Here is a 15,943-nt window from a genome sequence, read left to right on the forward strand (position 1 = left end):
AAGAAGGAGGAAAAATCAATGGGTTGCAAAAAAATTAGATTGGCAGGTATTGCATATGAGAGCCTAGTTAATGGCCCTGGAATGAGACGGGTATTTTTTGCCCAGGGATGTAGACATAATTGTAAAGGATGTTTTAACCCATCTACCCATGATTTCAAAGGCGGTCAGCTAAAAGATATAGATAAACTGGTTTGTGATATTAAAGATAATCCTATGGTAAGTGGAGTTACATTTTCAGGTGGTGACCCATTTGAGCAACCTGAAGAATTTGCATACATGGCTGATAAAATTAAAGAATTAAATTTAAATATATGGTGTTATACAGGATACACCTTTGAATCTATAGTTAATGGCTCAGATATGGCAAAGAAATGTCTTTTAAATAATGTAGATGTGCTAGTGGATGGAAAATTTGAAGAGAACAAAAAAGATACAAAATTAAAATTTAAAGGATCCAGTAATCAGAGAATTATTGATGTAAAGAAAAGTTTAGATTCCAATGATGTAATAGTATTGACTTTTAGTTGAAAAACTTTAGCTAAATATATTATAATACTTCATGACGAGGAGTTGATAATATGAATAACAATTCGGAAATTGAAGTTTGCTCTTGTACTGAAATTCATAAGGATTGCATAGAATGTGTCAGAAAAAGTATGTTGGATGAAAAGACTTTTATGGATTTATCAGCACTTTTTAAGGTGCTGGGGGATTATACAAGAATTAAGATTATATATGCATTATTTAAAAAGGAATTATGTGTTTGTGATATTACAGAAATACTCCAAATGAGTCAGTCTGCAATATCTCATCAACTTAGAATTTTAAAGACTGCAAGGCTAGTTAAGTTTAGAAGAGAGGGAAAGTCGGTGTATTATTCCCTAGATGATGAACATATAAATAAGTTGATTAATGCAGGATTAGAACATGTAAAACATAATTAGAGTGTAGTTATATGAGGTTTATAAGCAAAAAATCAACTTATACTCCGGATATCTTTTACAATCTTCAGCTCAGTTAAATATTTTGATAAGTCTAAAGGAAAAATTTAAAAAAATACTGAGAACTTTTGAAAACTCGTACCTCAAACAGTTCAAAAGTTCTAGGTTTTTTAAAAATTTTTACCTAAGATTTATATACAAAATATTTAAAAGAGCTTCTCTATTGTAAAAATATGCCTGCGTATAAGTTGATTTTTTAGTTATAAAATCTTATAAAAAGTTTTTTCAGTAATGAACTTTGTAAGTATATTCCTGTATGCGATGGGGGATAAGCACTGCTGCACGCCTGGATAAGGTCTTCCCCCCTAAAGAATAATATATTCTAAGTGCTAAAGACACTAAGAGTACTGTTAATAAGATTCAGATGGAGAAAAGGTATAACTCCACCTAAACCTAAGAATCACTTAATATTAGTAAGTTACTTAAAGTTAAGAATTTTAACTAGATTAAAATCTTCAGGTTTGTTATCTAGAGTTAATGTATTGCTTTCAATTCTTTCTGTATTTTTCATATATTTAAGAAATTTTTCTAATCCATCTAATTCAAAAGTTAACTGAGAAGTTTTATAATGCATTGGAATTATTATGTGGCTATTGATGGATTTTGCAAGTTCAGCAGCCTCTTTTCCATCTATAGTGAAATTTCCTCCTATGGGAATCAAAAGCACATCTATAGACCCTAAACTTTTTATCTCTTCCGGAGATAATACATATCCAACATCTCCAAGGTGACATATCCTATAATCGTCCATTTCAATGATAAATATTATATTTTCACCTCGTTTTGCACCTTTAACTTTATCGTGATAAGAAGGTATACCATAGATAGGTATATCACACAGATTAAAAGCGCCTATTTTATTTATAATATGTTTGTAGTTTATCTTTTCAGTATAACAGTGGTCAAAATGATTGTGGCTTATTGTAACGACATCAACGTCTCCTTTAAAAGTTTTATAGCCTACAGTTTCGTCAAAAGGATCTGTTAAAAGTTTTCTACCTTTTGAATCTTCAAATAAGAAACTTGAATGACCAAACCATCTTATTTTCATAGAATATCGCCCCTTTGTAAAATATGTTTTGATTATTTTGAATTAATATGTTAACATAACAATTTTTAAGTACAAAATTCTCATTTTTTATACTATAATTATAATAGTATATGTTACACTAAGGCAATTATTCTGCTGAACGGGGGTCATTATTTGAAGATTACAAGAATTTCTATGATGATATTATTAAGTCTTATATTTGTATTAATTATGTTTGCAAAAGGAAATACTGTACATGCAATTAATTACAGCGGAATTACTATAGGAAATGATGTGGAAACCAATAAGTCCTGGAATATAAAGTTCAACATGAAATTAGACCAAGATACAGTAAATGATTCAAACATAGTGGTAACAGATAGTACAGGAAATGCTGTCCCCATATCTTTGCAGGTTGAAAAGGATGGGATGGGTGTAGTAGTTACCCCTAAAAGCCAGTATGCATATGGTAAAACCTATAATTTAATTGTAAAAAGTGGAGTAAAAGCTGTAAATGGGAAAAATCTGTCCAGCGAAGCTAAGGTGCAATTTGGAGTGAAATCTAACCCAAGTTCTAATAACAAATATACTGTTACAATTGATGCTGGTCATGGAGGAACTGATGCAGGAAATATAAGTGAAGCAGGATTGAAAGAAAAAGATGTAGATTTGTCTGTGGCACTAAAGACTGGAAAAATATTAGAGCAAAATGGAGTAAACGTGGTTTACACCAGGAAAGATGATAATGTAACCTGGAATGATAGTACAAATTTACAAGCTCGTTTTGACATAGCAAATAACGCAAAATCAAATTTGTTTGTCAGTCTGCATGTTAATTGCTATACGGGAAGTGCCTTGGTGAATGGAATAGAAACTTATTATAGAGCTTCAAATGATTCTGCTAAAAATACAGCAAATAATATTCAAAGTGACTTAATAAGTTATACAGGACTCTCTAACAGAGGGATTAAAGAAGGGACAGCTCAGCATAAAATACTGATGGGAACTACAGCACCAGCTGTTATGGTTGAACTTGGCTTTATGACTAATCCTAAGGAAAGCCAATTAATTGGAAGTGAAGATTTTCAAAATAAAAGTGCATCAGCTATTGCAAATGGAATTTTAAAGTCTTTACCATCTCTTCAGGAAGAAAATACAGTAAATGTAAGTTCAATATCTAACTTATCGGATAGTATAATTGTAGGAAGTAAGTATTCTCTGCCAACTAGTGTACAAGCTACCATGAGTGATGGAACTAGTAAAAAAGTAAATATTGTATGGAATCCAAACAATGTTGACACATCTAAGGTAGGTATATTTACGTATAAGGGAACTGTAACAGGATATAGTAAAACTGTAACATTTACTTTAACTGTAAAAGCAAAACAAATAGAGCCAGTACCAGTAATACCATCGGAAGGTGCACCTGTGATAGTTATAGATCCTGGTCATGGCATAGGTAGTGATATAGGTTCAAATGGAAATGGATTTCAAGAGGATGATGTAACTTTAAGTGTTGGCTTAAAAGTTGGGAAAATACTTGAATCCAAGGGAGTGAAAGTAATTTATACTAGGACTACAGATGAGCGAAAAACAACTTCTTTAACTGTCACTGAAAGTCTTCAAAGACGATGTGATACTGCAAACAATGCAGGTGCAACCTATATGATTTCAATTCATACCAATGCTTTTGATGATCCAGCTGCAGAAGGAACTGAAACACTGTATTATACAGGAAGTGTAAAGGGAGAGAAAATGGCAGAGGCTATACAAAAAAGCTTGTCTAGTGCTCTTGGAACCTATAGCAGGGGACTTAAAGATGGAAGCTGGCTTTATATAGCAAAGCATACTACTGCACCAACGGTTTTAACGGAGTTAGGTTTTCTTACCAATAAAAATGATGCGGGAATATTAGGAACTGATGGTGGTAGAAGTAAAGCTGCACAAGCCATAGCAAGTGCTATATTACAGGTTTTAGGAATATAATACAAAAAAATTGTCTAAAAAAATTGACAATAGAAAATTCATATAATATAATAAAAGGAAATTATATAGGTAGTAATTGAAAAACATTGAACAGGAAAAGTATTTAAGTTTGTTTTTATTTACAGAGAGTGGGGGAGTGCTGAAAACCCATAGAAAAGCTTAAAGAAAATCACCTGGGAGTTGAAGAATTGAACAGTATTTTTATAATCACTTTAGTAAATTCTTACGTAATTCTACGTTACAGAATAGAGTATGGTAGTACTTAAATTTATTACCCATAGGTGGTACAGCGAGTTAAACTTCGTCCTATTTGGATGAAGTTTTTTTATTGCGTATTTTTTAGTTTAAAAATTATATGGTGTATAAACATTGAAAAATAGTAAAAACTTAACAATGAGAATAGAAAGGGGTTAAATCCATGTATAAAAAAATTGATAGTGATAAAACTTTTGTACAGATGGAAAAGGATGTTTTAAAATTATGGCAAGATAAAAAAGTAGTTGAAAAAAGTTTTAAAGAAAATGAGGATGGTGAATACTTTACTTTTTACGATGGACCTCCAACTGCAAATGGCAAACCTCATATAGGACACGTTCTAACTAGAGTTATGAAAGATCTTATACCAAGATATAAGGTTATGAGGGGATATAAAGTATTGAGAAAAGCAGGTTGGGATACGCATGGGCTTCCTGTTGAACTAGAAGTTGAAAAGAGTCTTGGGATTTCTGGAAAACCACAAATTGAAAAATACGGTGTAGAAGATTTTATAAAGAAATGTAAGAATAGTGTATTTACTTATGTAAGCCAATGGAAAGAAATGTCTGATAGGTTAGGATTCTGGGTAGACATGGATAATCCATATGTAACATATCACAATGATTACATAGAATCAGAATGGTGGGCACTTAAAAAAATATGGGAAAAGGATCTTTTATATAAAGGTCATAAAATAGTGCCATATTGTCCTAGATGTGGAACTGCACTTTCTTCCCATGAAGTTTCTCAAGGATATAAAGATGTAAAAGAGACATCAGTATATGTTAAATTTAAAATTAAGGACCAAGATAAATACATGATAGCATGGACAACTACGCCTTGGACACTTCCTAATAATATGGCATTAGCTGTAAATAAAAGCTATGATTATGTAGAAGTTCTTAATCAAGAACAACATTTAATACTAGCAGAAGCTATGTTAGAAAAGCTAGAGGGAGAATATGAAGTCTTAAGAAAGTTCAAGGGAGAAGAATTAGTTGGACTTGATTATGAACCAATCTTCAATTTCGCATCCTTTGAAGGAAAAGCACATTATGTTGTTCATGCAGATTATGTAACCTTAACAGAAGGTACTGGAATAGTTCATACAGCTCCTGCTTTTGGTGAAGATGATAGTATTACAGGGAAAAAATACAATATTCCTATGACAAATTCTGTAGATACTCAAGGAAGATATAAAGAAGAAGTTATTCCATGGAAAGGTCTTTTCGTAAAAGATGCTGATCCTAAAATAATAGAATATTTAAAAGAAAAAGGAATGCTTTATAAGGCAGAAAAATTTACTCACTCCTATCCATTCTGTTGGAGATGTGATACTCCACTTTTATACTATCCAAGAGATACTTGGTTTATAAGAATGTCTCAAATGAGAGATAAACTAGTTAAAAATACTAATGATACAAACTGGTATCCTGATAATATAAGAACTGGTAGATTTGGAAACTTTGTTGAAGGAGTAATAGATTGGGGACTTAGCAGAGAAAGATATTGGGGTACACCTCTTCCAATATGGGAATGTGAATGTGGTCATAGAGAGTGCATAGGAAGTATTAAAGAATTAAAGGAAAAAGGAATAAATGTACCAGATGATATAGAACTTCATAAACCTTATATAGATAGAGTTAAGTTAAAGTGTCCTCATTGTGGAAAAGAAATGAAGAGAGTATCAGAAGTAATTGATTGCTGGTTTGATTCAGGTTCAATGCCTTTTGCACAGCATCATTATCCTTTTGAAAATAAAGAAGTTTTTGAGAAAAACTTCCCTGCACAATTTATATCTGAGGCAGTAGACCAGACTAGAGGATGGTTCTATACTCTTATGGCTATATCTACTGTAATGTTTGATAGAAGTCCATTTGAAAATTGTGTGGTTCTGGGACACGTTTTGGATAAACACGGATTAAAAATGTCAAAGCATAAAGGAAATGTTTTAAGTCCTTCTACTATTTTGGAAAATGAAGGAGCAGATGCAGCTAGATGGTATTTCTATACTGAAAGTGCACCATGGCTTCCATCTAGATTTTATGAAGAAGCAGTACAGGATAGTCAGAGAAAATTCTTAGGTACCCTATGGAATGTATATTCTTTTTATGTGCTTTATGCCGATTTAGATAATTTTAACCCTATGGATTATAAAGATTTTGTAAGTGAGAATGTAATGGATAAGTGGATAATCTCCAGATTGAATTCTCTTATAAAGCAAACTGAAGATCACTTAGATAATTATAGAATTACTCAAGCTGCTCAGAATATAGGAAACTTTGTAGATGAACTTTCAAACTGGTATGTAAGAAGAAATAGATCAAGATTCTGGAGTCAAAAGTTAACAGATGATAAAATAGGAGCATATTTAACATTATATAAAGTACTAAATACTTTATGTCTGGTAGCTGCACCATTTGTACCATTTATGACAGAAGAAATTTATCAAAATCTTGTAGTAAATCTTGATAAAAATGCAGTAGAAAGTGTTCATTTATGTAAATGGCCAGAATATGATTCAAGTGCAGTAGATGATAAACTTGAGAAAGATATGGAAGAAGCTTATAAGATAGTTAAACTTGGAAGAAGTGCTAGAAACAGTGCTAATATAAAAAATAGGCAGCCTCTTTCTGAAATGCTTATAAGTGTAAATACTCTTCCTGAATATTATGGAGATATAATAAAGGATGAATTGAATATTAAAAATATAGTTTTTAATGCAGATTTATCAAAGTATGTTAACTTTAGTATAAAACCAAATTTACCTGTATTAGGTAAAAAATATGGTAAATTAATACCAAAAATAAAGAATGAAATATCATCCATGAATCAAATGGAATTGGCACAAAAGATAAATGACAAGGAAACCGTAAAGATAAATATATCAGAGTCAGAAATAGAGTTAAATTCAGATAACTTACTTATTACAATGGAAGGCTTAGAGGGATTTGCATTTGCAGGAGAAGGAAGCACTGGAATTGTTTTAGAAACCGCAATTACAGAAGAACTTAGAGAAGAAGGAAATTTGAGAGAGATTTTAAGCAAAGTTCAAAATATGAGAAAAGAAAGTGGTTTCGAAGTTGCAGATAAGATAAATCTATATATTTCAGGTAATGAAAAACTTGAAGCGGTAGTGAAAAAGTTTGATGAAAGAATAAAAAAAGAAACTCTTTCTATGGATGTTATTTATAATGCCAATAGAGAATATAATAATTGTAACATTAATGGAGAAAAACTAGATATTGCAATGGAAGTAGTAAATAAATAAAGCAATTAGTAAATAGGCTAATCACTAATTTTAAATATATATTTATTTTAAAGTTAGTGATTAGTTTTAATTGGATATATGAAATATTGTAAATTAGCTTGTAATAAGTCAATTTTATAAGTATAATTATTAAAAAAGTAATTGGTAGGTGATAAGGTGGCAGCATCAATTAAAGACGTTGCTAGAGAGGCAGGAGTTTCAATAGCTACAGTATCTAGAGTACTTAATGATGTAGACGTTGTAAATGAAGAAACTAAAAAAAAGGTTTTAACAGCTATTGAAAAACTAGGTTATAGGCCCAATATAGTAGCAAGAAGTCTTAAAACTCAAAGAACAAGAACTATAGGGATAATAATCCCGGATATATCTAATCAGTTTTATCCTGAGATTGTAAGAGGAGCTGAAGATGTAGCAAATATATATGATTATAATATAATGTTATGTAATACTGATTTAGATATAGAAAAAGAAATGGAATATTTAAAGGTTCTGAAAGAGAAGATGGTAGATGGAGTTTTATATATGAGTAATTCCTTAGAACCAAAAATATTGGATCTCATAAAACAACTTCAGCTTCCAATGGTTTTAGTAGAGACCACAAATGAAAAAGAAAGTATACCTAGCGTAACTATTGATAATGAAAAAGCTGCATATGAAGGTGTAACTTATCTAATAAAAAATGGAAATAAGAATATAGCTTACATAGGTGAAAATCCAGATATGGCAAATGCTAGTGCCGTAAGGTACAAAGGGTATAGAAAGGTTCTTGAGGAAAATAACCTGAAGTTGGACAAAAGTAAGGTTTATTTTGGAAATGTTAAAGCAAAAGATGGTTACAAAGGAATGAGTGAAATACTCAGTAAAACTAAAGTAGATTCAGTATTTTGCACCAGTGATGAAGTGGCTATGGGAGCTATAAATGCACTTAGAGATAATAATATTAGGGTACCTGAAGACGTGGATGTAATGGGATTTGGCAATATATATTCTGCCTCCATATTTTATCCTAAGCTAACAACTGTAGCGCAACCCACTTATGACATGGGGTCTGTTGGAATGAGGATGCTCATAAAATTAATAAATAAGCAAGAACTTGAAAAAAAGAACTATGTATTGTCACATAAATTGATTGAGAGGGATTCCTGCAAAAAATAATTTTATTTAGGACAAAAATTTATTTATAAAAATTTAATACAAAAGTATTAAATGATAATATATAATTATAATCAAAAAAATATATATTATAGGGAAAGGAAAACGTAATGGTAGAAAAAATAATTGAAATAGTTATTTTTGTCTTAGATAAAACGGGGTATATAGGCACATTTGCAGCTATGGCTCTTGAGAGTGCCTGTATACCTATTCCAAGTGAAGCTATACTGCCATTTGGAGGATACCTAAGTTATACGGGAAGACTAAGTTTACCTCTTGTTATAATAGTTGGTACATTTGGAGGAACAATAGGTTCTTTAGGTGCATATTATATTGGAAAAATAGGTGGAAGACCTTTAGTTGAAAAATACGCGGAAAAACTCAGATTATCTAGGTCCCATATTGAAAAAAGCGATTATTATTTTAGCAAATATGGAGAAAAAATAGTGTTTTTTTCTCGACTATTACCTATAATCAGAACTTTTATCTCTCTTCCTGCAGGGATAAGTAAAATGGAAGTTAAAAAATTTATAATTTACACTTTACTTGGATCTTCTATATGGAGTATTATTTTAGGATATGCAGGTTATAAAATGGGAGAGAAATGGACAATTATACGACAATGGTTTCATTTTGCAGACATAGCATTAGTTGTTTTTATAATTATATTTGTATTGTATAAGTTAGTGTATAAAAAAATAAATAGGAAAAATTCTTAGACGGAATTTAATAAGTAAAAAAATTCAGTGAAAATATATTTCACTGAATTTTTTTGGCTGAAATTTGTATTTTATAAGGTACATAAAATCATTGAAAAAAATGCCGTCACATATATTTGAATTTTGTTTAACGATTTTTTTGAAGTATTTCCCTTATGATGGTATAATTTAACATAAAAGTAAATACATTAATTAGTTAACCACTATTAGGAGGGGGATTATGGAATACAGGGAAAAGATAAAAGAGATATTTTCTTATTTGCTAAGATTAAAAAAACTAAATGAAAAATCCGTAAGAAATGTTTATGATTATGATAAGTTGTACTGGGAAGAAGAGTTTTCCCATATGGCTGGATGTATTGTTAGTAAAACTGTTACCAGTGAAAATTGGATTGAGGTGAATAAAAAGTGTGGAAAGCTGTATCAGGAGTTTTTTAATCTATACCAGGAAAGTGAAAAAAATGGAGAGAATTTTGAGATAGTTTTTGGACATGGTTTAATTGTATGGAATATAGATAAGGAAAAAATACTTCACCCTGTTTTGACTACTAGAATGAAAATAGAATTTAATAAGGCAAAGGGCTCATTTATATTAATACCTTCAGGTAAGACTAGGTTAGAGACTTCCATTTTTGAAGGCCTGAAAGAATGTAATATGTCTGATATTATTTCCCTTGGAGATGAAGTAAGTCGTTTGAATTTAGATCCGAGAAATATAGAAAAAAGTAAGTCAGTATTTTTAAATTTAATTTCCCACATAAATGTTAAGGGTAAGTTGAGTCAGAGTAAGGTTTTAAAAAAGAAAATTGATTTTGAGCAGTTTCCTGTTATTTATAATTCCTCCGTTATATTGGTAAGAAAAAATAGTATGAAATTATGGCAGGTTGAAATAGCTAATATAATTGATGAAATAGATAATGGATATGAGATACCTGAGACCATTAAAGCTTTGGTTGATGAAGATGGGTCAGATTACAGTGGAGCTGATAAAAGCGAGTGGAAGGATGTGTCGGATAATTTGTTATTCCCGCTTCCTGCAAATTCAGAACAAAAAAGCATAGTAAAGAAAATATGTGAAAATTATGGAGTAGTTGTACAAGGACCACCTGGAACGGGAAAAAGTCATACTATAGTGAATTTGATATGTCACTTATTGGCAAATGGTAAAAAGATACTTGTAACTAGTCAAACAAGTAGAGCACTTAAAGTATTGACAGAAAAAATACCTGAAGAAATAAGACCTTTATGTATAAGTGTTTTGGGAAACGATATCAATTCGTTAAATGACCTTAACAAAGCTGTAAGAAAAATAACGGACAACCTCTCTATGGATCCAGAAATTATGGATGAAGAAGTTAAAAGTTTAGAAAAAGAATTAAGCTTTTGCAGGAGAAATGAGGAGCTTCTGTATGAAAAATTAAAAAAGATTCGAGAGAGGGAAAAGAGAAGTATAAATTATGAGGGAAAAGAGTATGACATTGTATATATAGCAAAGTGGGTCAAAGACAATAAAGACAAATATAGTTGGATGAAAGATAGAATAAAAATTGATCAAGTAATGCCGCTGTCAGATAAGGAATTCAATTTGTTAATATATCTGTTAGGGGATTTAGATAAGGATAAAAAGTGTAAGTTTGATAGCATTAAAAACATAATAAATAAATTACCTGACTTTAATGAAATATATAATAAAATTTCAGAGTATAAAAGATTAAATGGCCAATATGAAAATTATATTAAAACTGTAGAAGGGTGGCATATACCTAACGATAATAAATGCAACTATGAAAAAGTTTTAGAGCTTGCAAATATATGTAAAAGTAAAATTACCAAACTCCAGGAAAAAAATATATGGTGGAATGTATTTCAAGATTATCACAATAGTAAGATATCAAAGCAAACATTTAGAGACTTGTTGTGCAAAAGCAGCGAATACATGTTGAGCTTGAGTAGGATTAACAATCAGATTAGAAATTGCAAAATAGAGATTCCTGAAAATGTAAGCAAAAATAAGTTTATAGAAGACTTTGATATTTTATTTGATGCATTTAATGAAAAGGGAAAAGTAGGAAAAGTATTTATGATTTTTCATCCTGAATGCAAATATATACTGGAATATTGTAAAGTAAATGGTGCCTTATTAAAAAATACGGATCAAGCCTTAATAGTTAAACTCTATACCCAGCAGGAGAGGATTTTTGCTGCATTAAAGACTATGTGGAATAATGTAATGGAAGATTACGGTGGAGAAACAATAAACTCTAATTTAAGGGAAAGTGAGTTTATTGCTATTGAACAAAATTTAAATTATTTGGATGTTATAATAAATTGGGATATGGAGTATAAAAGGGAGATCTTAAGGGCTCTTGGGAAAATATCAGTTCCACAAAATATTGATTGGCATAAGAAAGAGACCTATGATTATTTAATTAAATGCGTAAATTTTATAAAGAATATGAATAAATATAATGAAGACAAAGCCTATATAGAGATATTGAAAAAGTTGATAAAAACTACGGAAAAGTTGAGAGATCTCTATAAAGCTGTGGACAATTTGAATATAGATGAAGTTAAGAGGATATTAAATGAATTTGAAGAAATTAAGTGTGTAAAAAATAAATCACTTAAAATAGATGAGTTAATAGGAAAAATGAAAAAAGTATGTCCCAAAACTTGCATAAATATATTGGATAACTGGGCTTACGATAAGGAAAAGTTTAACAGTTGGGGGCAAGCATGGAAGTGGGCTAAATGGAATAGTTTATTACAGAGCACCTATGATTTCAATGATGATAATATAGGTGACCTTATAGAAAATGAAAAAAATAGGGAGAAGGTGCTTATAAAAGATATAGTATCAAAGAAGACTTGGTATAATCAGATAATTAAAACTAAGGAAAGTGAAAAAAGAAGCTTATTTTCTTGGGCTCAGGCAGTAAAAAGAATTGGCAAAGGCAGAGGTAAGATGGTGCCTCAGTATAGGAAGATAGCTCAAAAAGAAATGGAAAAATGTAAAAAGGTTATACCTGTATGGATTATGCCTTTAAATAGGGTTATTGAAAACATAAAGTTATCTAAAAATATGTTTGATGTAATAATATTTGATGAAAGTAGTCAGAGCGATATATTCTCATTGTGTGCACTTATGAGGGCTAAGAGAGCAGTTATAGTAGGTGATGACAAACAAATAAGTCCAGAAACTATAGGTATTGATCAGAATGTGGTGCATGACTTAATAGAGAAGTACTTGGAAAATATACCTCAAAAAGAATGGTTTGATCTTCAAGTTAGTTTGTATGATACAGCACTTAGGGTATTTCCAAGTAGATTAATGTTGAAGGAACATTTCAGATGCGTACCGGAAATAATAAACTTCAGTAATGATTTAAGCTATTCAGGTGAAATAGTACCTCTTAGATATCCTAAAATATGTGAAAAATTTTATCCAGCGATAAACACTGTTAAAGTAAATGGCGGGGCTAGAGATGCATCTAAGCCTATAAATGTTAAGGAAGCTGAATGTTTAGTAGATAAGGTTGTTTCCTGCTGTAGGGATAAAAGATATTCTAATATGTCTATGGGTGTTATATCTTTACTTGGGGAACCTCAAGGGCATCTTATAGAAAATATGCTTAGAGAAAAAATAGGTGTAGAAGAGATGATAAATAGAAAGCTCATATGTGGAGATGCTTACTCTTTCCAGGGTGATGAGCGGGATATAATGTTTTTATCTATGGTTATTTCAAAGGATGTAAAATTTGCTCCACTTACTAAAGAAAATGACATAAGGAGATTTAATGTAGCTGCAAGTAGGGCTAGAAATCAGATGTGGCTATTTCATTCAATAGACTTAGAAGATTTAAATGAGGAATGTGTGCGTTATTCTCTCTTAAATTACTTCCTAAATTATAATAAGTATAGTGTTAAAAATAAAAGTATGGAATATGCATTTCAATCTAGATTTCAAAAAGACGTGTATGGCATTATAAAAAACAAGGGATATAAAATTGTGCCTGAGGTAAAAATAGGTAAGTACAAAATAGACTTTGTTGTGGAGGACGTGAGAAATAGGGTTGCAATTATATGTGATAGTGAACTGTCTCAGAAAAATTACAGCTCTAAGGAGATTATGGAAATCCAATTAGATTTAGAAAGATTAGGTTGGATATTTTATAAGATAAGAGAAGGTGAATTTTATTATAACCCGGAAAGGGTTATGGAAAAACTTTGGAGTAAGCTAAATAATATAGGTATTGAACAGTACAAGCTAGAAGAAATTCAGAATAAAAATCTTCAAGTTGTATAAAATATAGTGCCTTAAAAATGTTTTTAAGGCACTATATTTTTAGTCTTGTAATGAAATAATATTTTAAACAGTATTTCACAATTACAATAATTTATACATAGTATAAAACATAGCAAGTATTATTTGGAGTGAATTTATTGTTGTATGCACTAATTCTTGCAGGAGGTAAAGGAACAAGATTATTTCCATTATCTAGAGCTAAAAATCCAAAACAATTTTTAAAAATTGTAAATAATAAGAGTTTTTTAAGAAATACTGTAGATAGAATTAAGCCTTTAGTTGATACAAATAATATATATGTAGTTACTAATGAGGAATATATAGATAGAGTTCAAGCGGAACTTCCGGATATAAGTAGAAATAATATATTTGCAGAACCAGAAAATAAGGAAACAGCCACCTGTATAGGATTTTCGGCGGTGAAATTGTTAAAAAAGGATCCTCTAGCTACTATGATAATTTTGCCTTCAGATCATTATATAGAAAGTCAAAAATTATTTATAGATACCATAAATAAAGCGGTTGAGATTGCAGAAAAGAAAAAAGGACTTGTAACCATTGGAGTTAAACCCATAAGACCTGAAACAGGATATGGCTATATTGAAATGGGCGAAAAAATAAATATAGGAGTTAATGCTTTTAAAGTAGAAAGATTTTTAGAAAAGCCCAATATAGAAGTCGCAAAAGATTTGATATTAAAAGGAACCTATTTATGGAACAGTGGTATGTTTGTGTGGAAGGTGGATGTTTTTTTAAGAGAAATGCAGAAGTACCTTCCTAAAATGTATAAGAGTATGGCTCTTATATATAAAAACCTGGATACAAAACAGGAGGAGAAGGTAATACAGGAACAATATAAACGTATAGATGGGATATCTGTAGATTTTGGAATAATGCAAAAAACCAGAAAAGCTTATGTCATTAAATGCGAATTTTTATGGGATGACATAGGTACTTTTACTGCGTTAGGAAGGTTTCTTAAGGATGTAAAGGGTAATAATGTAAAGGGGAATACTGTAATAGAGTCTAGCGAAAGTTGTACTGTATTTGGAGGTGATAAACTTATAATAGTATTTGGGGTTAAGGATTTGATAGTAATAGATTCTGAAGATGTGCTTTTAATTATGGACAAAAATAGAGATCAGGAGGTAAAATATCTAGTAGATATTTTAAAGAATAAAAGTAACTTAAAAAAATACATTTAATGAAGAAATTGTAATTATGGAATATAGAGGCAGTTTCCATCTAAGAGATAATGTCAGTGAGTTTGTAAAATATCAAAGTTGCTGACAATTTTTTATTAAATTTAGCTTATTTTGTCGACTCATTTTTTTTATAATAAATTCTCTATGTAAGGCTTCACCTTTTAGTATATACTCTTCAAAATAAATTAGCTTTACTGGAAGCCTTCCTCTAGTATATTTGGCTCCCTTTCCTTTGTTATGAGTGGATATTCTTTTGTCTAAATTATTGGTGTAACCTGTATAAAGTGTTCCATCACTACATTTTAATATATATACATAATTCATTTTTTAATCTCTTCCATAAGCTTATTTTACAGATACGTAAGCATTATCTTTTATATAAAACCTCCAGAGGTAATCTGCAGCTTCTTCTGCATAATCTACACCTATACGTTTAGAGCTTTTTATGCTGATATTTTCAATATTATTTCCTTCGATGTATAGGTCACTTTTACAAAGATCTTTTCTATTTTGACTTTTATCTATGAGAAGTGCCTTGCATAGTTTACCAGGGCCATTGGTTAAATTCTCAATTTGACGTTTATTTAATAGGCTGTATTCTTTTGCATATCTGTTCAAGGACATGTCTTCTAAACAAGTGAGAGGTTCTAATGCTCTTATAAGTACGCCTTCAGGAATACCTTCTCTTTCAGTTACTACATTGAAGCAATAGTACATTCCATATATTATAAATACGTAGGAAAAACCACAAGGGCCATACAGGGCTTCTGTTCGTTTAGTACGTCTGTTTCCATAGGCATGAGCAGCTTTATCTATAATTCCTTTATAAGCTTCTGTTTCCACTATTTTCCCAGACAATTTTTTACCGTTTATTTCATGAACTAATACTTTACCTAAGAGACTTTTTGCAACTGATAAGGTATCCCTTCCGTAAAAATCTCTATCTAATTTGTTAGACAAATTATGCAACCTCCCTTAGTCTTATATGATATTATTATATCATATAAGACTAATAATT

General features: G+C 30.6%; 11 protein-coding genes and 1 other annotated feature. Of the genes, 8 read left to right on the forward strand and 3 right to left on the reverse strand.

Annotated features, from left to right (window positions below; translation table 11 throughout):
• Nucleotides 1-18 precede the first annotated feature (18 nt).
• Together nrdG and CLJU_RS00905 are read left to right on the forward strand one after the other, a co-directional pair.
• Entirely contained in the window at nt 19-528 is a 510-nt protein-coding gene (nrdG, locus tag CLJU_RS00900; RefSeq protein ID WP_013236875.1) for an anaerobic ribonucleoside-triphosphate reductase activating protein, read from the forward strand.
• A gap of 50 nt (nt 529-578) precedes the next feature.
• Nucleotides 579-944 (forward strand): ArsR/SmtB family transcription factor, encoded by a 366-nt coding sequence (locus CLJU_RS00905; RefSeq protein ID WP_013236876.1) that lies wholly within the window; start codon nt 579-581, stop codon nt 942-944.
• 475 nt (nt 945-1,419) lie between these two features.
• Here CLJU_RS00905 and CLJU_RS00910 read toward each other — a convergent pair whose 3' ends face one another.
• Complete coding sequence (locus tag CLJU_RS00910) at nt 1,420-2,052, reverse strand: MBL fold metallo-hydrolase (protein ID WP_013236877.1); 633 nt, start codon at nt 2,050-2,052, stop codon at nt 1,420-1,422.
• 153 nt (nt 2,053-2,205) lie between these two features.
• Between CLJU_RS00910 and CLJU_RS00915 the strand changes: the two genes are divergently transcribed.
• The 6 genes from CLJU_RS00915 to CLJU_RS00940 all read left to right on the forward strand — a co-directional run bounded on the left by CLJU_RS00915 (nt 2,206) and on the right by CLJU_RS00940 (nt 14,925).
• Nucleotides 2,206-4,017, forward strand: a complete 1,812-nt coding sequence (locus CLJU_RS00915; RefSeq protein ID WP_013236878.1) for an N-acetylmuramoyl-L-alanine amidase — start codon at nt 2,206-2,208, stop codon at nt 4,015-4,017.
• A gap of 77 nt (nt 4,018-4,094) precedes the next feature.
• Nucleotides 4,095-4,329, forward strand: a binding site (T-box leader).
• A gap of 106 nt (nt 4,330-4,435) precedes the next feature.
• On the forward strand, nt 4,436-7,543 hold the full coding sequence (gene ileS, locus CLJU_RS00920; RefSeq protein ID WP_013236879.1) for an isoleucine--tRNA ligase: 3,108 nt from the start codon (nt 4,436-4,438) through the stop codon (nt 7,541-7,543).
• 156 nt (nt 7,544-7,699) lie between these two features.
• On the forward strand, nt 7,700-8,698 hold the full coding sequence (locus CLJU_RS00925) for a LacI family DNA-binding transcriptional regulator (RefSeq protein WP_013236880.1): 999 nt from the start codon (nt 7,700-7,702) through the stop codon (nt 8,696-8,698).
• A gap of 107 nt (nt 8,699-8,805) precedes the next feature.
• The gene (locus tag CLJU_RS00930) at nt 8,806-9,414 is read left to right on the forward strand and encodes a DedA family protein (RefSeq protein WP_013236881.1); all 609 of its coding nucleotides are present in this window, start codon (nt 8,806-8,808) and stop codon (nt 9,412-9,414) included.
• 220 nt (nt 9,415-9,634) lie between these two features.
• Entirely contained in the window at nt 9,635-13,720 is a 4,086-nt protein-coding gene (locus tag CLJU_RS00935) for an AAA domain-containing protein (RefSeq protein ID WP_013236882.1), read from the forward strand.
• 137 nt (nt 13,721-13,857) lie between these two features.
• The gene (locus tag CLJU_RS00940) at nt 13,858-14,925 is read left to right on the forward strand and encodes a mannose-1-phosphate guanylyltransferase (protein ID WP_013236883.1); all 1,068 of its coding nucleotides are present in this window, start codon (nt 13,858-13,860) and stop codon (nt 14,923-14,925) included.
• Between the two features lie 72 nt (nt 14,926-14,997).
• On the opposite strand, the gene CLJU_RS00945 is transcribed toward CLJU_RS00940, so the two are convergent.
• Nucleotides 14,998-15,249, reverse strand: a complete 252-nt coding sequence (locus CLJU_RS00945; RefSeq protein WP_013236884.1) for a GIY-YIG nuclease family protein — start codon at nt 15,247-15,249, stop codon at nt 14,998-15,000.
• 21 nt (nt 15,250-15,270) lie between these two features.
• Nucleotides 15,271-15,885, reverse strand: a complete 615-nt coding sequence (locus tag CLJU_RS00950; RefSeq protein ID WP_013236885.1) for a DNA-3-methyladenine glycosylase — start codon at nt 15,883-15,885, stop codon at nt 15,271-15,273.
• Nucleotides 15,886-15,943 lie beyond the last annotated feature (58 nt).

The sequence above is a fragment of the Clostridium ljungdahlii DSM 13528 genome, from assembly GCF_000143685.1.
GTDB classification, from domain to species: Bacteria; Bacillota; Clostridia; order Clostridiales; family Clostridiaceae; genus Clostridium_B; species Clostridium_B ljungdahlii.